Raw genomic sequence first — 20,110 nt, 5'->3', positions numbered from 1 at the left:
AATGGTGCAGCCGGCCAGCAGGGTCCGGCTATCACGGGATGAAAGAAGTCATAAAGATTGCGTAAGTTTCCGGGCGCTCGCCAGTTGAGATCGTTGACAGACCAGATACCATAACAGTCGACATGGCAATTAGCGACGTACTGTTTGGCAAGCCCCTGGCAACAAGTGAAGAACGTGGAGAGCATATCGGCATCGCCGCCGGTATTCCGATATTTGGGCTCGACGCCCTGACCAGCGCGGCTTACGGGCCAGAGGCCGCGATGACGCTGCTGATCCCGCTGGGTGCGGCGCTCGGCGTGACGTACATTGTGCCGATCATCTCGGCGATCCTGGTGCTGCTGGTGATCGTCTTCTTCAGCTACCGGCAGACGATCGCGGCCTATCCGAACGGTGGTGGCAGCTACACCGTGGCGACCGAGAACCTGGGTAACAATGCGGGGCTGCTGGCAGCCGCAGCCCTGATGATCGACTACATTTTGACGGCAGCGGTGGGAATTTCGGCTGGCGTTACCGCGCTAACCTCCGCTGTGCCGAGCCTGCAGCCGCATACGCTTCTGCTCTGCCTATTCATTCTGATGATCCTGGCGATCATCAACATGCGCGGAGTGAAGGATACGGGAACGGCGTTTATCGCTCCCACTTTTCTATTTATTGGCACGCTGCTGACCCTGATCGTTGTGGGGGTCTACAAGACGATCCTCAGCGGCGGACATCCTCACTCCATAGAGCCACTGCCGCCGGAGATCCCGCAGACGGTGAAATATCTCGGCTACTGGATGTTGATCAAGGCCTTCTCCAGCGGATGCGCGGCGATGACCGGTGTCGAGGCAGTGTCGAATGGCGTTATGGCGTTTGGTGAGCCGAGAGCGAGGAAGGCGCAGATCACGCTTTCGATCATCGTCGTGATCCTGATTGTCCTGCTGTTTGGGACCGCGTGGCTGGCGAGGGCTTACGGCATCATGGCAATGAGCCCGGACGAGCCAAACTTCCAGAGCCTGCTGAGCCTGCTGGTGCAGGCTGTCTTTGGCCGCGGATGGTTCTACTACACGACCATGGGCAGCGTGCTGCTGGCTCTCGCTCTGAGCGCGAACACGGCGTTCGCGGACTTCCCACGGCTCACCCGGGCGATCGCGATCCACGACTACCTGCCGCATGTGTTCATTCTGCGCGGTCGGCGGCTGCTCTTCTCGCACGGTATCTATGCTCTGACCGGGCTGACGGCGGTCATCCTGATCCTGTTCGATGGAGTCACAGACAGGCTGATTCCGCTGTACGCGATCGGTGCGTTCCTGGCGTTTACGCTGTCGCAAGCTGGCATGGTCGTGCACTGGAAGAACCAGCATGGCGAACATAAGGGCGGCCGGGTCTGGCACATGTTCGTGAACGGCGTGGGCGCGGGTGCGACGGGACTGACGCTGATCGTTGTGCTGGTAGCGAAGTTCATGGCCGGTGCATGGGTTACAGCACTGCTGGTGCCGACACTGATCCTGATCATGTACAGCGTGAAGAAGCACTACACGCGAGTGCACGCCGAGATGGTGGACCGGACACCGATCAACCTTGAGAACCTGACCCAGCCGATCGTAGTCATCCCGATGGCGCACTGGGACCGGATCACGGAAAAGGCGCTTCGCTTCGGGCTGCTGCTCTCGAAAGAGATCAAGGTGGTCCATGTGCATTCGGAAGACGACCCGGATGAGCTTGCAGGCTGTTGGGACGAGATGGTTCTGGACCCTTTGAAGGAGAAGGGGATGCAGGAGCCGGAGCTCGTTCGAATCGCTTCGAGCTACAGGTTCATCATCGCGCCGCTGATGGAGTACATCCTGACGCTTGAGCGCGACAACCCTGATCGCAAGGTTGCGGTGCTGCTGCCAGAGTTGGTGGTGAAACACTGGTGGGAGAATGCGCTGCATGGGCAGAGGGTGCAGCTGCTGAAGCTGCTGCTGCTGTTGCGGGCGAAGCAGCGGGTAGTGGTGGTCAACATACCCTGGTATCTGTGAACGTAGATGTTGACTTCTCCTCATCTGGCGCAGATTGAGCGCTCGGGATTCGGTCCGGTAGATTCTGTCATTCACCTCTTCGTGGGCGGGTCGGAGTTGCACGGGGCTAAGGTTGGTGCGACCGATGATCTCGATCTCTATGGCGTGTTCATTGGCGAGCCTGAAGATGTTCTCGGACTGAATCCACAGGAGCATTTCGTTTGGTCGACGGCGAGCGATGATCGGCGGAATGGGCCGGACGACGTCGACCTGACACTCTATTCGCTGAGCAAGTGGGCGGCGATGGCGGCAAAGGGAAATGCAACGGCACTCCACTTCCTATTTGCAGCTGCGACTGCCGCGAGTGCACCTGTCTGGTCGTTGATCCAGGATCAGAAGCAATTGTTTCTCTCGAAGCGATCCGCCGTCCAGTTTCTTGGATTCGCGGAGAATCAGCTCAAGCGAATTTCAGGAGAAAAAGGCAAGGGTGCGAAGGGCACACGGCCTGAGTATGAAGGTGCGTTCGGGTACGACACCAAAGCGGCGATGCACACGCTGCGGCTATTGTTCGAGTGCCGTGAGTTGATGCAGGAGGGCACGATTACTTTGCCGCGACCGGAGAGAGAGGTATTGATCGATCTCCGAGGCGGAAGCTGGACGCTGGAACGCTTTCTGGCTGAGTCGGAGCGGGCAAAGCTCGATGCTGAAACTGCAGCTGCTTCAAGCTTTCTGCCTGATTGGATTGATGAGCAAGAGATCTCTGCCCTTGTTGCCAGGGTTCATCTCTCGTTCTGGAATCAGAGCTAGGCGAGTGCTGCTACCGGCCTCTTCCAGGTAGGTGACAGGCTACGCAGGCGGTCAACTGCGGTTGGGATGATCTCGAGGGCGTAGTCAACCTCTTCGGCAGTCGTGAGGCGGCTCAGGGAGAATCGAACGCTGGCTCTCTCGCGCGCCGGGCTTAGGCCCATGGCGGTGAGGACATGCGAGGGTTCAGTCGCGCCGGACTGGCAAGCGGAGCCCCCGCTGACGGCGAGGCCCTTGAGGTCGAGTGCAATGACGAGAGCTTCGGCTTCGACGTGATCGAAGTAGAGGTTCGACGTGTTGACGGCGCGGGGAAGGCCGGCGCCGTTCACGCCACACTCTTCAATCGCGGAAAGGATGCCTTGTTCGAGGCGGTCTCGCAGTTCCCCGAGACGATCTGGTCCGCCATCCGACATCCAGGTTTGTGCGAGCTCGGCAGCCTTGCCTAACGCTACGATGCCGGCGACATTCTCCGTGCCCGGGCGGCGTTGGCGCTCGTGGCTTCCGCCGAAGAACATGGGCGAGAGGCGAACGTTGCGACGAGTGAAGAGAACACCCGTTCCCTGCGGCGCGTACATCTTGTGGCCGGAGATGGAGAGCAGGTCGACATCCTTCAACTCGCCAGTCTTCGAAAGGTCAAGGGGCAGCTTGCCTGCTGCCTGGACCGCGTCGGTGTGGAAGAGAGCGCCGTGTGCGTGAGCGATCGCGGCGAGTTCGGCGATCGGCTGGACGACGCCGGTCTCGTTGTTCGCGAGCATGATGCTGACAAGCTTGGTATGCGGTCGCAGTCCGGCGCGAAGAGCGTCCGGCGTGATGAGGCCCTGCGGGGTGCATTCGAGAAAGGTTACTTCAATGCCGCGGTCTCGGAGTGCCTCGGCAGCGTGCAGGACGGCGTGGTGCTCGATCGATGTGGTGATGAGGTGGGCAGGTTCGCCGGAGGTGATGTACGGCTGGAGCACGCCGAAGACAGCGAGGTTGTCGCTCTCGGTGCCCCCGGAGGTGAAGACGACTTCAGAGGTGCGGCAGTGGAGCAGGCGGGCGACCGAGTCGCGGGCGTGGTCGACTGCGGCGCGTGCCTGCTGGCCCTGCTGATGGATGGAGCTGGCGTTGCCGAAGTGCTCGATCCAGAAGGGGCGCATCGCCTCAAAGACCTCGGGGAGCAGAGGCGTGGTGGCGTTCGCGTCCATGTAGATCCGGCGCATATCTCTAGTTTACGCCGTTTGCGACCGCCGGCTGCTTACGGTGGTTGCTCGCGAAGGTCTGATAGGCTTAGGGCGTTTCACAAACTGTTCAGGAGATCGATGATGACGAAGCAAGGCGTGATGGCAAAGGTGGCATTGGGAGCTGCACTTGCCCTCTGTAGCGGACAGATGGTGATGGCGAACGCACAGATGGATGCGGCGCCGAAAGTTGCAGCAGGAACAATCGTTGCACCGTCGAAGAGCTTCGACGATGCGTTGAGCAGTCTCGAGAAGCAGCTGGTGCCGCTCGTGAAGGCGATGCCGGCGGATAAGTATGACTTTGCTCCGAGCGCGGCGATCTTTGTGCCCGGGCAGAAGACGGAGTACACGGGCGTGCGGACGTTCGGGGCGATGGTGCTGCATATTGCCGAGGCCAACTATTACTACGGGAGCGCGCTCAGCGGAACCAAGCCCGACGTCGATACGAAGGCGATGGAGACCCTGAAGGGAAAGGAAAAGATCGTGGCGGCACTGGAGGCTTCCTTCGCGTTTGCGCATAAGGCAATTGGGACTCTGACGCCGGCAAATGCGTTCGAAAGTGTACGCGGAACCGGGACGCGCGCCAGTCTGGCGGGCGGCTTGATTGCGCACGGCTTCGACCACTACGGGCAGCTTTGCGAGTACCTGCGCATGAACGGGATTGTGCCCCCGGCCAGTGCGAAGTAGCGGACCGAATCTTCCAGGATCGGTGAGAAGTATCAAGCTTGTACGAAGCCCGTCATTCTGGTTCGAATGACGGGCTTTTGTGCGCGTGAAAGCAAAATGCGGGGAATCCCCGCTCACGCGGCTCGGTCGAGACGACGCTTCTTATTGAAGCGGTCTGACTTACGCTCTGTCGGCTAGAGGAATGTATGGTGCGGGATACGCAGGCCCAAGATAATCGGCGCGGGGGCGGATAAGGCGGTTGTCGTCGTGCTGCTCGATCACGTGGGCGGCCCAGCCGGAGATGCGGCTTACGGCGAAGATCGGCGTGAAGAGGTCGATGTCGATGCCGAGAGTGGTGTAGGTGGAGGCGGAGTAGAAGTCGACGTTGGCGTTGAGCTTCTTTTCGGACTTGATGTAGCCCTCGATCTTCTTCGACATGTCGAACCACTTCGTATTGCCTGCGGCCTTGCCCAACTCCTCAGACATGCGGCGGAGGTGGGTCGCTCGAGGATCTTCCGTGTGATAAACACGGTGGCCGAAGCCGGAGATCTTCTTCTTAGCGGCGAGCATGTCGCGGACGTACTCGACGGGATCGGCACCGGCTTTTTCGATGGCGTAGAGCAGGCGCATGGTGGCCTCATTCGCGCCGCCATGCAGAGGGCCGCTGAGCGCCCCGATCGCGCCGGTGATGGCGGAGTGAATGTCGGCGAGGGTGGCCGCGATGACGCGTGCGGCGAAAGTGCTGGCGTTAAGTTCGTGGTCGGCGTGCAGAATGAGCGCGATGTCGAAGGCGCGGGTCGCGGTCTCCGAGGGCTTCTCGCCGTTTAGCATCCAGAGGAAGTTGGCGGCGTGCGAGAGCGTGAGGTCGGCTTCGACGATGGACTTTCCCTTGCGGATTCGGTCGAAGGTGGCGACAAGCATCGCGATCTGCGAGGTCAGTCGGTATGCCTTGCGGACATTTGCGTCGTGTGTGCTGCTGGGTTCGTCGGCATCGTAGATGCTGAGCAGTGAGACGGCGGTACGGAGGACCTGCATTGGCGTAGCATCCGCCGGAACTGTATGAAGAAGTTCGACCACCTTTTCGGGAAGCACACGAGCGGCGGCAAGCTCTGCGGAGAAAGAAGCGAGTTCATCCGCGGTGGGGAGCTTGCCAAACCAGAGGAGATAAGTGGTCTCCTCGAAGGTTGAATGGCCGGCGAGCTCGTGGATATCGATGCCGCGGTAGGAGAGGACGCCGGCTTCGCCGTCGATGTAACAGATCGACGAGGTCGTGGCGACGATGCCTTCGAGACCCTTGGGTGCAACAGTGGTGGACATTCGATCTCTCTCCTATCGGAAGATGAAGTAATTCAGGGTAGCGCAGCGGAGAAAGCGTTGTCTAAGCTGTGCGCGAATATCGGTGCGGCTGTGCGATTTCGGTCTGTCTCTTCATTGGACGCCGATCGCTAAGGAGAGTGTGTACCGCGATGGAGAAAAGGACTCGAGCGAGGCTGTCGGTGATTGGCCAAGGATAAGGTCCGCCATAACTCGGGCGGTAGCAGGCGCTAACAGGATGCCGTTGCGATAGTGGCCCGTGGCGAACCAGTGATGCGACCGCGTGGGATGTGGCCCAATGATCGGAAGGCGGTCCGGGGTTCCGGGGCGAAGTCCTGCCCACGTGTCGGCGATGGTGGCGTGGGCCAGGCCGGGGACGAGGGAGATCGCGCGCTGGCGGAGCGATTCGATCGCTGCCGGTTCAACTGTTTTATCGAAGCCTGCATCTTCAACGGTCGCCCCAACGATGGCGCGACCCTTACCGGGCCCGAGTGTGCGCGGGACGATATAGATGTCTGCGGCGCGGAGCGTGGTCTTTAGCTGCAAATCGGCTGGCAGAGTGAGCGCAAGCATCTGGCCTTTGATCGGTATGGCGAGGAATGCCGTGTCGGTTTCGCTGGAACCGGCCCACGCGCCCGTGCAGTCGACGAAGTGGTCCGCCTGAATCGTCGTGGCAGAAGTACGAACGGTGACTCGTCCCGCGCCGTAGCCGGTTGTGATGACGGGAGAATTGTAGAGAGTCCGGATCGATGTGGAGGCAATGGCTTCGATAAGCGCGGGAGCAAGTTGGCGCGGATCGATGGAGTGCTCGCGAAGGAAGGTGAACCCGGAGCCGGGATCGACGACGGCATCGCTGTCTTTCACGAGGAGTTCGGTTTGCAGTTCTTGTGGCAGCGTAGATGCACGGTTGCCGGCCAGGGCCTGCAGTGTGCGGTGGGTCTGGAAGGGAACGGCAATGCCGCCTAGGTCGCGAACGCGGTCGAGGAAGGAGGGATAGAGCGACCGGCTTAAGTGTGACAGCGCGAAGAGTTCCGGCGGGTTATGCGGATCATCCGCAGCCAGCATCCCAGCGGCTGCGGTCGAGGCCTCCTGCATCGGCGCGCCTGAATCGAGGACAATGACGCTCAGGCCCCGGGCGCGGAGCTCAAGCGCGAGTGAGAGCCCGATAATTCCAGCGCCGGCGATACAGATGTCCGATTGAGTCATACTTCCAAGTCTAAGGTCATCGCCGTCCTGGGCGCCGTTCAAAACTCCTCGCCGAAGGGAGGGAAGCTACGTCTAAATGTGTGAAACGCGCGGCGCGACGGAGCCGGTAGGGAATAATTTACCGCCTCGGTTGTTTGGCCTTCGCCTGTAGGATGGGAGAGCGTTAGATTCAGTTGTGGATGGCAGTGACGTTCGTCATTCGAAAGTTCGGGGTGAAGCGATGGAATACGTGAAGGAAGTGGAAGTGGAACGGTCTGTCTCAGGTGCGTTCATAGGCGTCGTAGCGGTTGCGCTCCTGAGCGCCATTGGCGCGTTGGGCTGGTGCTATTTTCTGCAGAAGAACGTGAACGTGAATCAACAGAAGCTGTCCGAGGCGCAGCAACAGAACACGGAGCTTTCGGCGAAGCTGGACACGACCAACGCTCGGCTGCGTGCGACGACCGAGACGCTCGGACAGAGTGTCGGCATGACGCAGAAACAGATTGAGCTGAAGACGCAGGGTCTTCTGGCTGCGCAGGCGGCGCAGCGCGACATCGCCGCAAAGCTGCAGGCGCAACAACAGGCGACCGAGAAGCAGGTCGGCGCCGTCTCGAACGATGTGGCGAGTGTGAAGACGGACGTGGGCGGCGTGAAGACCGACGTCGCCACAACGAAGAGCGATCTTGAAGCAACAAAGACACAGCTCAATCGCACGATGGGCGACCAGGGTGTGATGAGCGGCCTGATTGCGACGAACCACGACGAGCTCGAAGTGCTGAGGCACAAGGGCGATCGGAACTACTACGAGTTCTCCCTGCAGAAGGGCGGCAAGCCAACGCTGCTGGCGACGATCAAGCTGCAGTTGAAGAAGGTGGACGAGAAGCACTCGCGCTACACGATGAACGTAAGCGCCGACGACCGCAACATCGAGAAGAAGGACAAGGGACTCGACGAACCGGTGCAGTTCTACACGGGCAAGACTCCGGTGCTGTACGAGTTGGTGGTGAATCAGTTGGACAAGAACAAGGTGTCGGGATACCTGTCGACGCCCAAGAACGCACCCAAAGGAGCGGACGCTCCGCAGTAAACTCAATGTTCATGCGGCTTTTGGCGGTATGGGCGTGTAATCGAGATATGAGTTAAACGAATAAGGGGGACGCCATCGGCGTCCCCCTTATTATGTTTGCCTGTTGGGTTTACTTCTTCTTCGCTGCCTTCTTTGCGACTTTCTTGGCTGCCTTCTTCGTTGCCATTTTGCCTGTTCTCCCTGTGATCAAGCGTGTGCGCTGCACAACGTGCATTGCAGCTAACGAAGGTATAGATTTCGTGAAAAAGAGTGTCAAGAGAAATCGATACGTTGGCACATTTTTTTTAGGCGTGGCACTGCTCATGTGGAACTGCTGCGAGCTCGCAAGAGGACCATGGTGAGATCGTCTCGCGTCGAGCGCCGTCATCGCTCGCTTTGCTATGCTGGCAGACGCTTGTATTGAATCGATTTTTACAGCGCCAAATCAAGCACAAGTTCACGTCACTCCAGCGGAGTCCCATCATGTCCATGAATCGTCGCAGCTTTGTTAAGGTCGCCGCATCCACTGCCGCGTTGTCGGCGATGTCTTCGTTCGCGCAGCCGCAGCAGCCGGTACGTTATGCGGCTGTGGGACTCGGGCAGATCTCCGACATCTTCATGAAGTCGGTTTCGCAATCCAAGAAGTGCAAGGTGACAGGGCTCATCAGCGGACACGTGCAGGAGAAGACACCGAAGTACAAGTCTCTCTACGGCGTGCAGGACAAGTCGATCTACAACTACGAGACCTTCGATGAGATGGCGCACAACCCGGAGATCGATGCGGTATACATCGGACTTCCGAACAGCATGCACGCGGAGTACACGATCCGCGCGGCCAAGGCAGGCAAGCATGTACTGTGCGAGAAGCCGATGGCGATCTCATCGGCAGAGTGCCGCTCGATGATCGATGCGTGCAAGCAGGCGAACGTGAAACTGATGATTGCGTATCGCGTCCACTATGATCCGATCTGGCTCAGGGTGAAGGAGCTTGCGCGATCGGGAGCGATCGGCGAGATACAGGAGTTCCAGGGCGGCTTCCGCGCCAACTTCAAGGCAGGGCAGTGGCGGCTTGATCGCAAGTTCTCCGGCGGAGGATCGCTGATGGATCTGGGGGTCTATCCGTTGAATGCCATTCGTTGGATCGCGGAAGAAGAGCCGGTGAGCTTCGCGGCGCAGGTTGCTACGAAACTTCCGGGGCCGAGGTTCGCATCGGTTGAGGAGTCGGTGGAGTTCAGCCTGAAGATGGCTTCGGGAGTGCTGGCTTCAGCGGGCTCGTCGTATGGAGTCGAGGGCGACAACTACCTGATGATCTACGGAACAGAGGGGCATCTTCGTGTCGAGCCGGCGTATGGGTATCAGGGCGTGAGGTTCAAGGGAGAGACGAAGACAGGGGCGGTCGATGAGACGAGCAAGGGTGTGATGCCGTACCAGTTCACGTTGGAGGCAGACCATCTTGCGGATTGCATCCGGAACAATACGGAGCCATGGACGAGCGGGGATGAGGGACTGAAAGATTTGGTGGCGATGGAGGGGATCTATAAAGCGGCCGGTGCACCGATTGCGTGATGGTGCGCGTTTCTCAGCTATGACGGAGGTAATGTATGAGTCCGACTAGCAGGTCCTGACTGGCATGTGCGATCATCACGCTCCTTACGTTGCCAATGCGCGCAGTACAGATTGCATAGACAAGACCGAGCCCTGTGATGCCAATTGCACTGCCGATGCCCTGATAGAGATGGAGACATCCAAAGATCAGCGAGGGAATAGCGATCCCGACGACTGCGCTTCCCGACCATGCAGACACCTGCCGCTGAAGGTAACCGCGAAAGATGAACTCTTCGCAGACTCCGGCGGTCATCGCGACGAAGACCCAGAGAATCATCTCCTGAGGTGTATTAGGCAGCAAGGCTTTTACTGCGTTGTTCGCGGAATCGACATGCAGTGAGGTGTGTCTAAGGCCGATGCGTAGTGCGATGACTACGATCCATCCCGAGACGAGGATCGCAAGAGCAGACAGTAGATCTCCACCGAGCCTTCGACGCGCCGGCAAGCCAAGGACACCGAGGATAAAGCTTCGTCGATGATAGAGACCCGCGATCGTTGATCCAACGAGCAGCCACTGCAAGATGCCCGTGGAGATGTATCTGATGAGTTGCGGCATCTGGCTTGTCGTGAGATTTGCCCGGAGCGCTCCATAGATCGCCCACAGTACAAGCACGAAAGCTAAGAGCAGCGTGTGCTGCCACGGTGCAGGCAGCGGAGGCTGTTTTACTTCGACTTCGCAGGGCTGTTCCGCAGACTCAACGGGCATCTTCGTAGCCTAATCGCGAATAGGTATTTGAGGTGCGGAATTCGACAGACCTAACATTCGATGATGTTGAGGGCCAACCCGGCGAGCGAAGTCTCCTTGTACCGCGACTGCATATCGAGGCCTGTCTGATACATCGTCGCAATCACCTGATCGAGCGATAGCTTGTGCCCCCCGGTCTCATGCATGGCCATACGACTGGCGTTGATGGCCTTGACCGCACCCATGCCGTTGCGCTCAATGCAGGGAATCTGTACGAGGCCGCCGATGGGATCGCACGTCATTCCCAGGTTGTGCTCCATGGCGATCTCGGCGGCGTGCTCGATCTGCTCGTTCGTGCCGCCGAGCGCGGCGACGAGACCGCCCGCAGCCATGCTGCAGGCGACACCGACCTCGCCCTGGCAGCCGACCTCAGCTCCGGAGATGCTTGCGTTCTCTTTGTAGAGGATGCCGATGGCGGCGGCGGTAAGGAAGTAGCGGATGAGGCCCGCTTCGGTCTCTTCCTTTGAGAGTGCGACATCAGGCAGGTCAGCGACGCAATGGACGTAATAGTGCGCGATGGCCGGGATAACGCCTGCGGCTCCGTTGGTGGGGGCCGTGACAACACGGCCTCCGGCGGCGTTCTCTTCGTTCACGGCCATCGCCCAGACCGTGACCCAGTCGATGGGAGCGAGCGGGTCTTTCGAGCCCGTGCTGAGGAGCCGCTCGGTAAGGCGCCGAGCGCGGCGTCGTACGTTGAGGCCGCCGGGAAGGATTCCTTCCGTGGCGATGCCGTGGGAGGTGCACTCCTGCATGACGCGCCACAGTTCCAGGATGCTGGTTTTGATCTTTTCTTCCGGCGACGAGCTTGACGAAGGCGAACCGGGGCGGTTGATGTTCACCGCAGGGTCCGCGAGCAGGGCGACCTCGTTGGCGAGCAGCAGGTCTGCGATGGAGAGGTTGTGCTCGGAGGCGAGTGCAAGGAGTTGCTGCGCGCTTCGGAATGGGTAGGGAACGTTCCGCGAGGAGGTCTGTTGCGGAGCGGCAAGTTCGGCTTCGGTGACGATGAACCCGCCGCCGATGGAGTAGAAGACGGCTTCAGAGATGAGTGAGCCGGAGGCGTCGCAGGCGGTGAACTTCATGCCGTTGGGATGAGTCGGGATGCCCGGCGTCGGGTACATCTGGTCGCGATGGAAGGGAAGGTTGGCGGACTCGGAGAAGGGCACGCGGTGGCGACCGATGAGCGGGAGCGAATGGCTGTCGCGAATCTCGGTAAGCTTCGCTTCGACGGTGGCGGGATCGAGCATGTCGGGAGCCTCGCCGAGCAGTCCGAGGAGGATGGCACGGTCGGTTCCATGGCCAATCCCAGTGAGAGCGAGCGACCCATAGAGATGCACGGTGACGCTGACAGTGCGGTCGAGCTTGCCGTCTCCGTCGAGCTCGCGAACGAAGCGCAAGGCCGCGCGCATGGGCCCGACGGTGTGGGAACTCGATGGTCCGATGCCGATCTTGAAGAGCTCGAAGAGGCTAGTGTTCACGACTTCATCTTAGCTTTAGTGCGGGTGGTTTTCTTAGCGACCGATTTGGCGGCTGGCTTCGTCATCGACTTGGCGAGGACGTTTCTATGAGCCGTGGTGAGTGCGCCGAGCAATGTGTCTTCGGCGACGGCTTCGAGATAGACGTAGCTCATTCCCATGCGGCCCCAGCCTCCTTGCACAGGCTCGAAGACCTGCGGAAGCTCTTCGCAAAAGGCGGCCTGTTGTTCGAGCGTGAGATTGACGACGCCTCTGCCGAGGGCTTCGCCTGAGAGCGTGCAGAAGATGCGCAGCTTGTTGTCCGGGCAGAGGACGCGGAAGTCCGGATGGTTCATGTGAGAGCTTTCGATCGCGTTGGGGAGGCTGAGAGCGAGTCTGCGGAAGTCGTTGGCGGTGGCCACGGATGTCTCCTGTATCTCGGAACAGAAGCAGGGAAGTCGGCTAGGTGAGCGATGCAAGCATCGAGAGATCGGGCCATTTGAAAGCGATCTCGCCGAGGACCGCACCACCAACCTCGATCTGCTTTGAAGTCACGCGTACGGCCCCGGATTTTTCGTAGAAGTGTATCGCTGGATTTTGTTCCAGGACCCACACCATCATGGACTTGAAATCTTTGGCACAGAGGTAGGTCGCGAGCGTGCGCACAAGAGTGGTTCCGATGCCGATTCGCTGGGCTCGATTGAGCAGGTAGATGGCGTAGAGTTCCGCGTCGCAGCCCTCGAGCAGCTCGCGCGTCGGCCCGGCGCTGGCAAAGCCGATAACCTCGCCGTCCAGTTCCGCGACGTAGACCCTGACGTCGCGCGCGAGCCAGTCCTGCCACTGGAGAACTCGTTCCGATTCATTGAGGCTCTTCAGATAATCGTTCGGGACGATGCCGGCGTAGGTCGTCCGCCAGCTTGCGATGTGGACGCGGGCGATTGCGCTTGCGTCTTGCTGGTTCGCTCGTCTGACCAGGATCATGGGATCACGCTACTCCTCTGCCTTGAAGTGGAGCAAGGAGTGGTCCTTGGTGTATCGCACGAATGCCCACCGATGCGATGACACTGCATAGATGGGCACTCGATCATGACAGTTGATTGCGGGAGCTACTTCTTCGCAGCGTGGGCGGCGGGCGACGCGACTGCACCAGACGCGCGGAGGTAGGAGGCTGCTGCGGTCAGGCGGACCGGGGGCTTGGAGTCGTAGAAGAGGTTGGCGATGGCGGCGGCGGTCTCCTTGTCGTGGTATTCGCCCAGTGCTTTAGCTGCGGCGGCGCGGACGCCTACGTCCTTGTCGGTCAGGGCGTTGATCAGTTCATCGTGGATGGGCTTGGTCTTCGATTGCGAGATCAGCTCGATAGCGAGAGTGCGCGAGGTGTCGGCTCCGTTCTTGTGGATGTACTCATACGCGGTGACGCCGAAGCCGAAGGGGCCGAGGAGCATGGACGCTCCCTGGAGCGCACCGATTCGGGCGATGGTGGAGGGGTTGTGCAGGTCGGTTGTGATGGTGTGCCGCGTGGAATCCATCAAGCCCGCGCTGGCCTTACGCTCGCCCGCGGCGACAGCGACCAGGATGTCTTCGCCGGAGTGGTCCCCCATCTTCCATAGTGTGGACGCGGCGGCGACAGCAACTTGAGGTTCCTTATCATCGAGCAGCGTGCGAAGCTCCATGGAGAAGTTGCGCTTTGCGGTGAGGGCAGGAGTCTGCCCGGCTGCGAGAACCGCAGCAGTGCGGACATCTAGGTCGGGGTCACGCATCGATTCCGTGATCAACTGTGCAGCGCGTGGGTTGAAACCGATGGTGCCGAGCGCCGCCAGCGACTGGATCTGTAGCGGTGTGTGTTTATTGTCCAGCAGCGCCGAGGTAAGCATCGACCACGCGGTGTCGATGTCGACAGAGGGGGAGTCATGCGCGGGACGGTTGGTAGGAGGAGGCGTGTCGACGTCCGAAGCAGCGGCCTGTGGGCTGTTCTGCGCGGCGAGGTATCGTGCTGACGCGCTGAGCGTGATCAGAAGAAGGCAGGCGAAGAAAGAGCTGCGAGTGGCGCGGATGGAACGGAATCGGTCGTGCGTGAGTTTCACTTGTTGGCTCCGGCGATGCGTGTGGGTTTTACCGGTTAGAGGACCTGTTCGTGTCTTGGGGGATGAACGCGATTGTAAATGCTATACTCGCGAGACTTTCGGCCTCAGGGAAATATCAGGCAAACAATCATGCTCTTCAAAGCACGCAGCGCTGCGGTGTACGGCATCGACGCGAACATCATCGACGTCGAGGTGGACTTCTCCGGTGTGAAGATGGAGAAGGAGCAGTTTGCGACGGTGGGGCTTCCCGACGCGGCTGTTCGTGAGAGTCGCGATCGCGTCCGATCCGCGATTAAGAACTCCGGCTTCGATATCCCTCCCACACGGATCACGATCAACCTCGCCCCTGCTGACCTTAAGAAAGAAGGTTCAGGGTTCGACCTGCCGATAGCGATCGGCATTCTAGGAGCGTATGGAGCGCTGCAGACAAAGGATCTCTCGGACTATCTCCTTGTCGGGGAACTCGGGCTTGATGGCAGCCTCCGGGCGGTGCAGGGGATGCTCCCGATTGCGATCGCAGCGAGGGAGAAGGGTATCCACAACCTGCTGATCCCGGCGAGCAACGCTCGGGAGGCGGCGGTAGTGGAGGGCGTGAACGTCTACCCGGTGCACTCGCTGCTGGAAGTGCGCGCGCTACTGAATGGGACGACGTTGGGGGTGGTTCAGGCTGCTCCGTTGAAGGTGAAGACGAGCGATCTGCTGGAGGAGCTGCAGCACTTTCCCTTCGACTTCAAGGACGTTCGCGGACAGCATGTAGCGAAGCGCGCGCTGGAGGTAGCGGCTGCGGGCGGCCACAATATCCTGATGATCGGGCCGCCGGGATCGGGCAAGACGATGCTGGCAAAGCGGCTGCCGTCGATCCTGGCTCCGCTGAGCTTCGAGGAGGCGCTCGAGACGACCAAGATTCATTCGGTTGCTGGCGTTCTGGATGCCGAGCAGGGGCTGGTGACGCACCGGCCATTCCGGTCGCCGCACCATACCATCTCGGATGCGGGACTGATTGGCGGCGGAATGATGCCGCGTCCGGGCGAGGTCTCTCTTGCGCATAACGGACTGCTGTTTCTGGACGAGCTGCCGGAGTTTCCGCGTAACGTGTTGGAGGTGTTGAGGCAGCCGCTGGAAGACGGCATGGTGACGATTGCCCGGGCGGCGATGAGTCTCAGCTTTCCAGCGCGGTTCATGCTAGCTGCGGCGATGAATCCCTGCCCGTGCGGCTACTTCAACGACAAGTCGCGGGAGTGCATGTGTACGCCGCCGATGATCCAAAGGTATGTGTCAAAGGTCTCCGGGCCGCTGCTCGACCGGATCGACATCCATATCGAGGTTCCGGCGGTGCAGTATAAGGAGCTTCGCGGCGGGAGCGCAGCGGAAGGATCAGCGGAGATTCGCGCCAGGGTGCTGAAGGCACGCGAGCGGCAGAAAGAGAGATTTGCACAGGCCGGCGACCGCACGCGCGGATCGGCGAGCGCGGCATCGCGTCAGGTCTATGCGAACGCGCAGATGGGGACGCAGCAGATCCGAATGCACTGCGAACTGAACTCCGACGCCGAGCGCCTGCTGGAGAGGGCGATGCAACAGCAGGGGTTGAGCGCGCGGGCGCACGACCGGATTTTGAAGGTGGCGAGAACGATCGCCGATCTCGAACAGTCGCAGGACATTGTCGTGAAACATATCGCCGAGGCCATCCAGTACCGGACGCTGGACCGGAGCTACTGGTCTTAGCTGCCCTGACGAGTTCTCCGCACGGCAGGTTTGCTCGCACTTTCACGGTGTCAATAGGGGACATCGTGGGACACTCTTTCGTATAGATACAATGGAATCAATAGCTTGCTGGTTAGATCTCATCCCGGTGCCAGGCAAAGCGGTCAAACCACGGGGAAATCCTGTTTATGGAATAACGATTTCGGCAAGTTTCTAAAAAAAGTATTGACCTTCTCGTGACGAAGCGTTACTTTTCATGTGGGCCGGTGAGTTTTGATCGGTTACAGCCAACCAAACGATCTTTCGCATATCTCAGAGTCGAGCGATGGTGATGGGTGGTCACGCAGAATAGGTTTGGTCGGGTATTGCAACGCGGTCATAGCTGCGGGCCTGCAACCTGAGATACAGAGAATATAGAGACACCGTCAAATCACATGCGCCTTGCCGACGAACGGAACCATGCAGATTCCTCAGATGTAGATTTTTCGCACCGCCGTCCAGCAATTAAGCGTCTAAAAGAACGTCAGCCCGGCAATCGCCGGTGCTTCTAACTGCGAGTACGACGATCGAGCAGGGTCCTTGTCGCCCCTGTTCGCTCTGAAGGAGAAAGAAATTATGCGCTCAGATTTGATTTTTGGAGCACTCACGCACGTCACGAACCGTTACCAGCTCTGCCAGCTCGCTTCCAAGGCGACCCGCAAGCTGCACAAGCCCAACACCCGTCTGCAGGACACGACCAACGAGGTGCTCGACCGCTTCAAGGACACCGTTCCGATGGATGAAGCCGTCGAACCGGTCGTCGAGAAGGTATCGCTTCAGGAACGCCGCGCAGCTTAGTGCGCGGCAGTTCTTTCCACACTCGGAACTCTAACCAGTACCCGCCTCTCCTCTCACTCCTCCTGCAACACCTCTCACACTGAAATCCTGAGCTATACTCAGATCACTGCACTTGGCTTTCCGCACGACCCCCGTTCCGGGCGATTGGATTCTTCCGATCCGTCCTGACGGCCCCTGTCTCGCAGATCCCGCCTCCGCATCAACCTCCTTCCATCCGAACTCCCAGACACCTCCAGGTAAAAAATGACGATTTCTGAATTGAAAGAACACAACATAGCCGAGTTGGGCAAGCTTGCCCGTGGCCTCGACATCGCAGGCACCAGCGGCCTCCGCAAACAAGACCTTATCTTCAAGATTCTGCAGGCGCAGAGTGAGAAGGAAGGGCACATCTTCGCCGAGGGAGTGCTCGAGATCCTCCCCGACGGCTACGGCTTTCTCCGCTCGCCCGATTACAACTATCTCCCCGGCCCGGACGATATCTACGTCTCGCCCTCGCAGATCCGCAAGTTCGACCTGAAGACCGGCGACACGATCAGCGGCAACGTTCGCCCACCCCATGAGGGCGAGAAATACTTCGCTCTGGTCAAGATCGAAGCGATCAACTTCGAGTCTCCGGAAGAGACCCGCAACAAGATTCTCTTCGACAATCTCACCCCGCTTTACGCGCAGGAGCGGATCAAGATGGAGACGGTCCGCGACCACATCAGCGGCCGCGTAATGGATCTCCTGACTCCGGTGGGCAAGGGCCAGCGTGGATTGATCGTCGCTCCCCCACGCACCGGCAAAACGATGCTGCTGCAGTCGATCGCGAACAGCATTACCGCCAACCATCCCGAAGTCGTTCTAATCGTTTTGCTGATCGACGAGCGTCCGGAAGAAGTCACCGACATGCAGCGTTCGGTCAAGGGCGAGGTCATCTCTTCGACCTTCGATGAGCCGGCGGCGCGCCACGTACAGGTCGCCGAGATGGTGATCGAGAAGGCGAAGCGTCTGGTTGAGCACAAGCGCGACGTCGTCATTTTGCTTGACTCGATTACGCGTCTCGCGCGTGCTTACAACACGATTGTGCCGCCTTCGGGCAAGGTGCTCTCGGGCGGTGTGGACTCGAACGCGCTGCAGAGGCCGAAGCGCTTCTTCGGTGCTGCCCGCAACATCGAAGAGGGTGGTTCGTTGACCATCATCGCAACGGCTCTTGTCGATACTGGCTCGCGCATGGACGAAGTCATCTTCGAAGAGTTCAAGGGTACCGGCAACATGGAAGTGATCCTCGACCGCAAGCTGGTCGACAAGCGCGTCTTCCCGGCGATCGACATTCAGCGCTCGGGCACACGTAAGGAAGAGCTGTTGATCCCGAAGGAAGACCTGCAGCGGACCTGGATTCTGCGCAAGGTGCTGAATCCGCTGTCGCCGGTTGAAGCGATGGAGTTGCTGACGGACAAGCTGGCGAAGACCAGAAACAACCAGGAGTTCCTACATAATATGAGCTCGATTTAGTTCGAGCGAAAGAGCTGATTAGCTGTCAGCGAATTAGCGAAAAGCGCGGCCTTCGGGTCGCGCCTTCTTGCGTTTGACCTAGTAGCCGTTCGCCAAGAGGTACTGCTCGGTGAGCAGATGTTTCGTGGGGGTCTGCATCTGGCGTTCGGCATATTTTCCGAGAACATCGACCTCGATGTTCAGCGGGCTACCGGGAGCAAGGGTGTACAGGCTGGTGGCGGCGTAGGTGTGCGGGATGATGGCGATTTCTATATCCTGCCCATGCAGCGCGGCGACCGTCAGGCTGATGCCTTCGATAGTGATCGAGCCTTGCGGCACGACGTAGCGGGTGAGTGCCTCCGGGATGCGGAGACGGAGGCGCCAGTCGGTCTCCGTGGCATTTGGCGTGATGGCATCGAGCGAAATCAAGGTAGCGGTGTCATCGACGTGGCCTTGCACGACATGGCCGCCTAGGGGCGATCCTGCAGGCGTCGGAAGTTCGAGGTTGACGACGGAGCCCTCACGGAGATGCGCGAGCGTGGTGCGGGCGATCGTCTCAGCCGCTAGATCGGCCGAAAAGCGCGGTGGAAAGGCATTAGGCTCAATGTGCAATGCGGTGAGACAGACGCCGCTGACGGCGATGCTGTCGCCGGTGGTTAGCCGTGCGGCCAGGGCGGGCGCAGCGACGGTGATGCGGGTGGCTCCCTCGGATTTGCCGAGCGCGAGAATGGTGCCGGTGGATTCAATCAGTCCGGTGAACATAAGGACAGGGTACAGCGTTTAGAGGATAGGGTGTAGCCCTAGGCGGAAGTGGGTGGCCATGGGTCGGTCAGGTATCCGGTAAGGCAGCTGTCGGGCCGGTCAGGTGGGCCAAAAATAGCGTTGGTCGTGCGGCGGAGGCTTTGTTCGAGCAGGAACGGGGATGGAAAGCCTGCGGCGAAGGGAAGTGCTGCTTCCCCCAGCTCGGTCTCCGAGCAGAAGAGCACAACCTTATCGACAAGGCGCTGGGTGAGAAAACTGCCGTTCAGATGCGATCCGCCTTCGAGCAGAAGCGAGACGATGGATCGGTCGTGCAGGTCGGCGAGGACGGCGGGGAGGCTGAGGCGTCCATTGTGCGAGACGATGGGTTCGACCTCGGCTCCGGCATCTTCGAGCGCGGCAATCTTCGCTGCGGCCGCGGCGCTGTCGCAGAAGATGAGCAGGTCTTCGTTGGGGGTTCCGCCAGTGCTGGCGGAGCGGACCAGTTGCGAGTCGAGCGGGATGCGGAGGTGGGTGTCAAGGATGACGCGCAGGAGCGGGCGGCGGCGGGGAAGGCCGGTGCGGTCGGTGTATGCCGGGTCATCGGCGAGGACGGTGTTAATTCCGGTTAGAACGGCGTCCGAGGCGTGGCGAAGGCGTTGAACTTCGGCGCGGGCTTCGGGTCCTGTGATCCAGTGCGGTTTGCCGGGCGCGCGATTCGCTAGTGGCGGAGCCAGTTTTCCGTCAACCGAGATAGCGGCCTTGAGTGTGACAAAGGGAGTGCGGGTCTGGATGAAGTGCGCGAAGGCTTCGTTGATATCGCGGGCGGCCTGTTCCAGAACACCGACTCTCACTTCGACCCCGGCGTCGCGGAGTCGTTGAAGGCCAGTGCCGCTAACGAAGGGGTTCGGATCTCCGGTCGCGACGACGCAGCGTGAGATGCCCGCAGCGATCAACGCATCGGCGCATGGAGCAGTGCGACCGAAGTGGCTACAGGGTTCGAGCGTAACGTAGGCTGTTGCCCCCTTTACGCCCGCAGTGCTTGAGGAAGCCTGCCTTAGAGCGACGATCTCGGCGTGGTCGCGTGTCTCATATAGATGAACCCCTTCACCGATAATTTCGCCGTCTTTCACAACGACGCAGCCTACTTGGGGATTAGGGGACGCGAGGGCGATGGTGCTGGCGGCGAGATCAAGGGCTCGCTGCATAAAGTGAAGATCTTCGGGCATCGTGGTCACGCTCTGATGG

General features: G+C 59.9%; 18 protein-coding genes. 8 read left to right on the top strand and 10 right to left on the bottom strand.

Annotated elements, in window-relative coordinates; translation table 11 throughout:
• The first annotated feature begins 122 nt into the window (after positions 1 to 122).
• Positions 123 to 2,000: an APC family permease gene (locus HDF16_RS18035; RefSeq protein WP_184219701.1), complete on the top strand. Its 1,878-nt coding sequence runs from the start codon at positions 123 to 125 to the stop codon at positions 1,998 to 2,000.
• A 6-nt stretch (positions 2,001 to 2,006) separates the two neighbouring features.
• Positions 2,007 to 2,786 carry a DNA polymerase beta superfamily protein gene (locus HDF16_RS18030; protein ID WP_184219698.1) on the top strand — a complete coding sequence of 260 codons (780 nt, stop codon included), beginning with the start codon at positions 2,007 to 2,009 and terminating at the stop codon, positions 2,784 to 2,786.
• On the opposite strand, the gene HDF16_RS18025 is transcribed toward HDF16_RS18030, so the two are convergent.
• Positions 2,783 to 3,982 carry a cysteine desulfurase family protein gene (locus HDF16_RS18025; RefSeq protein WP_184219695.1) on the bottom strand — a complete coding sequence of 400 codons (1,200 nt, stop codon included), beginning with the start codon at positions 3,980 to 3,982 and terminating at the stop codon, positions 2,783 to 2,785. The genes HDF16_RS18030 and HDF16_RS18025 overlap by 4 nt on opposite strands.
• Positions 3,983 to 4,081: 99 nt before the next feature.
• Here HDF16_RS18025 and HDF16_RS18020 point away from each other — a divergent pair, with 99 nt between their 5' ends.
• The gene (locus tag HDF16_RS18020; RefSeq protein ID WP_246409274.1) at positions 4,082 to 4,687 is read left to right on the top strand and encodes a DinB family protein; all 606 of its coding nucleotides are present in this window, start codon (positions 4,082 to 4,084) and stop codon (positions 4,685 to 4,687) included.
• A 159-nt stretch (positions 4,688 to 4,846) separates the two neighbouring features.
• Here the strand turns inward: HDF16_RS18020 and HDF16_RS18015 are convergent, their stop codons facing one another.
• Together HDF16_RS18015 and HDF16_RS18010 are read right to left on the bottom strand one after the other, a co-directional pair.
• A complete protein-coding gene (locus HDF16_RS18015; protein WP_184219692.1) occupies positions 4,847 to 5,983 on the bottom strand; it encodes a citrate synthase in 1,137 nt (378 codons plus the stop codon).
• A gap of 111 nt (positions 5,984 to 6,094) precedes the next feature.
• Complete coding sequence (locus tag HDF16_RS18010; RefSeq protein WP_184219689.1) at positions 6,095 to 7,186, bottom strand: NAD(P)/FAD-dependent oxidoreductase; 1,092 nt, start codon at positions 7,184 to 7,186, stop codon at positions 6,095 to 6,097.
• Between the two features lie 220 nt (positions 7,187 to 7,406).
• Between HDF16_RS18010 and HDF16_RS18005 the strand changes: the two genes are divergently transcribed.
• Together HDF16_RS18005 and HDF16_RS18000 are read left to right on the top strand one after the other, a co-directional pair.
• Entirely contained in the window at positions 7,407 to 8,252 is an 846-nt protein-coding gene (locus HDF16_RS18005) for a hypothetical protein (RefSeq protein ID WP_184219686.1), read from the top strand.
• 462 nt (positions 8,253 to 8,714) lie between these two features.
• Complete coding sequence (locus tag HDF16_RS18000; protein ID WP_246409272.1) at positions 8,715 to 9,797, top strand: Gfo/Idh/MocA family protein; 1,083 nt, start codon at positions 8,715 to 8,717, stop codon at positions 9,795 to 9,797.
• A 13-nt stretch (positions 9,798 to 9,810) separates the two neighbouring features.
• Here the strand turns inward: HDF16_RS18000 and HDF16_RS17995 are convergent, their stop codons facing one another.
• The 5 genes from HDF16_RS17995 to HDF16_RS17975 form a co-directional block, all read right to left on the bottom strand.
• Positions 9,811 to 10,542, bottom strand: coding sequence for a type II CAAX endopeptidase family protein (locus HDF16_RS17995; RefSeq protein ID WP_184219684.1), 732 nt, complete (start codon positions 10,540 to 10,542; stop codon positions 9,811 to 9,813).
• A gap of 50 nt (positions 10,543 to 10,592) precedes the next feature.
• Positions 10,593 to 12,056, bottom strand: coding sequence for an L-serine ammonia-lyase (locus HDF16_RS17990; RefSeq protein WP_184219681.1), 1,464 nt, complete (start codon positions 12,054 to 12,056; stop codon positions 10,593 to 10,595).
• On the bottom strand, positions 12,053 to 12,454 hold the full coding sequence (locus HDF16_RS17985) for an MmcQ/YjbR family DNA-binding protein (protein WP_184219678.1): 402 nt from the start codon (positions 12,452 to 12,454) through the stop codon (positions 12,053 to 12,055). Before HDF16_RS17985 ends, HDF16_RS17990 begins: the two co-directional genes overlap by 4 nt.
• Positions 12,455 to 12,494: 40 nt before the next feature.
• A complete protein-coding gene (locus HDF16_RS17980; RefSeq protein WP_221312875.1) occupies positions 12,495 to 13,013 on the bottom strand; it encodes a GNAT family N-acetyltransferase in 519 nt (172 codons plus the stop codon).
• Between the two features lie 125 nt (positions 13,014 to 13,138).
• Complete coding sequence (locus tag HDF16_RS17975) at positions 13,139 to 14,113, bottom strand: HEAT repeat domain-containing protein (RefSeq protein ID WP_348641351.1); 975 nt, start codon at positions 14,111 to 14,113, stop codon at positions 13,139 to 13,141.
• A 129-nt stretch (positions 14,114 to 14,242) separates the two neighbouring features.
• On the opposite strand from HDF16_RS17975, the gene HDF16_RS17970 reads away from it, so the two are divergent.
• The 3 genes from HDF16_RS17970 (at position 14,243) to rho (ending at position 18,145) form a co-directional block, all read left to right on the top strand.
• Positions 14,243 to 15,835: a YifB family Mg chelatase-like AAA ATPase gene (locus HDF16_RS17970; protein WP_184219675.1), complete on the top strand. Its 1,593-nt coding sequence runs from the start codon at positions 14,243 to 14,245 to the stop codon at positions 15,833 to 15,835.
• 594 nt (positions 15,836 to 16,429) lie between these two features.
• A complete protein-coding gene (locus HDF16_RS17965) occupies positions 16,430 to 16,651 on the top strand; it encodes a DNA-directed RNA polymerase subunit omega (protein ID WP_184219672.1) in 222 nt (73 codons plus the stop codon).
• A gap of 243 nt (positions 16,652 to 16,894) precedes the next feature.
• Positions 16,895 to 18,145: a transcription termination factor Rho gene (gene rho / locus HDF16_RS17960; RefSeq protein WP_184219669.1), complete on the top strand. Its 1,251-nt coding sequence runs from the start codon at positions 16,895 to 16,897 to the stop codon at positions 18,143 to 18,145.
• Positions 18,146 to 18,223: 78 nt separating this feature from the next.
• Here rho and HDF16_RS17955 read toward each other — a convergent pair whose 3' ends face one another.
• Both HDF16_RS17955 and ribD read right to left on the bottom strand, forming a co-directional pair.
• A complete protein-coding gene (locus tag HDF16_RS17955) occupies positions 18,224 to 18,886 on the bottom strand; it encodes a riboflavin synthase (protein WP_184219666.1) in 663 nt (220 codons plus the stop codon).
• A 38-nt stretch (positions 18,887 to 18,924) separates the two neighbouring features.
• A complete protein-coding gene (gene ribD, locus HDF16_RS17950) occupies positions 18,925 to 20,091 on the bottom strand; it encodes a bifunctional diaminohydroxyphosphoribosylaminopyrimidine deaminase/5-amino-6-(5-phosphoribosylamino)uracil reductase RibD (protein ID WP_184220770.1) in 1,167 nt (388 codons plus the stop codon).
• Positions 20,092 to 20,110: the final 19 nt, after the last annotated feature.

Origin of the sequence: Granulicella aggregans, from assembly GCF_014203275.1 — a bacterium.
GTDB lineage: Bacteria > Acidobacteriota > Terriglobia > Terriglobales > Acidobacteriaceae > Edaphobacter.
Note: the sequence above shows the minus strand (reverse complement) of the source record. Positions and strands in the feature narration are given on the sequence as shown.

Excerpts from the sequence above, each read along its gene's own strand:
- HDF16_RS18035 (WP_184219701.1), top strand. The coding sequence starts at position 123 with ATGGCAATTAGCGACGTACTGTTTGGCAAGCCCCTGGCAACAAGTGAA.
- HDF16_RS18030 (WP_184219698.1), top strand. The coding sequence starts at position 2,007 with ATGTTGACTTCTCCTCATCTGGCGCAGATTGAGCGCTCGGGATTCGGT.
- HDF16_RS18025 (WP_184219695.1), bottom strand. The coding sequence starts at position 3,982 with ATGCGCCGGATCTACATGGACGCGAACGCCACCACGCCTCTGCTCCCC.
- HDF16_RS18020 (WP_246409274.1), top strand. The coding sequence starts at position 4,082 with ATGATGACGAAGCAAGGCGTGATGGCAAAGGTGGCATTGGGAGCTGCA.
- HDF16_RS18015 (WP_184219692.1), bottom strand. The coding sequence starts at position 5,983 with ATGTCCACCACTGTTGCACCCAAGGGTCTCGAAGGCATCGTCGCCACG.
- HDF16_RS18010 (WP_184219689.1), bottom strand. The coding sequence starts at position 7,186 with ATGACTCAATCGGACATCTGTATCGCCGGCGCTGGAATTATCGGGCTC.
- HDF16_RS18005 (WP_184219686.1), top strand. The coding sequence starts at position 7,407 with ATGGAATACGTGAAGGAAGTGGAAGTGGAACGGTCTGTCTCAGGTGCG.
- HDF16_RS18000 (WP_246409272.1), top strand. The coding sequence starts at position 8,715 with ATGTCCATGAATCGTCGCAGCTTTGTTAAGGTCGCCGCATCCACTGCC.
- HDF16_RS17995 (WP_184219684.1), bottom strand. The coding sequence starts at position 10,542 with ATGCCCGTTGAGTCTGCGGAACAGCCCTGCGAAGTCGAAGTAAAACAG.
- HDF16_RS17980 (WP_221312875.1), bottom strand. The coding sequence starts at position 13,013 with ATGATCCTGGTCAGACGAGCGAACCAGCAAGACGCAAGCGCAATCGCC.
- HDF16_RS17970 (WP_184219675.1), top strand. The coding sequence starts at position 14,243 with ATGCTCTTCAAAGCACGCAGCGCTGCGGTGTACGGCATCGACGCGAAC.
- HDF16_RS17965 (WP_184219672.1), top strand. The coding sequence starts at position 16,430 with ATGCGCTCAGATTTGATTTTTGGAGCACTCACGCACGTCACGAACCGT.
- rho (WP_184219669.1), top strand. The coding sequence starts at position 16,895 with ATGACGATTTCTGAATTGAAAGAACACAACATAGCCGAGTTGGGCAAG.
- HDF16_RS17955 (WP_184219666.1), bottom strand. The coding sequence starts at position 18,886 with ATGTTCACCGGACTGATTGAATCCACCGGCACCATTCTCGCGCTCGGC.
- ribD (WP_184220770.1), bottom strand. The coding sequence starts at position 20,091 with ATGCCCGAAGATCTTCACTTTATGCAGCGAGCCCTTGATCTCGCCGCC.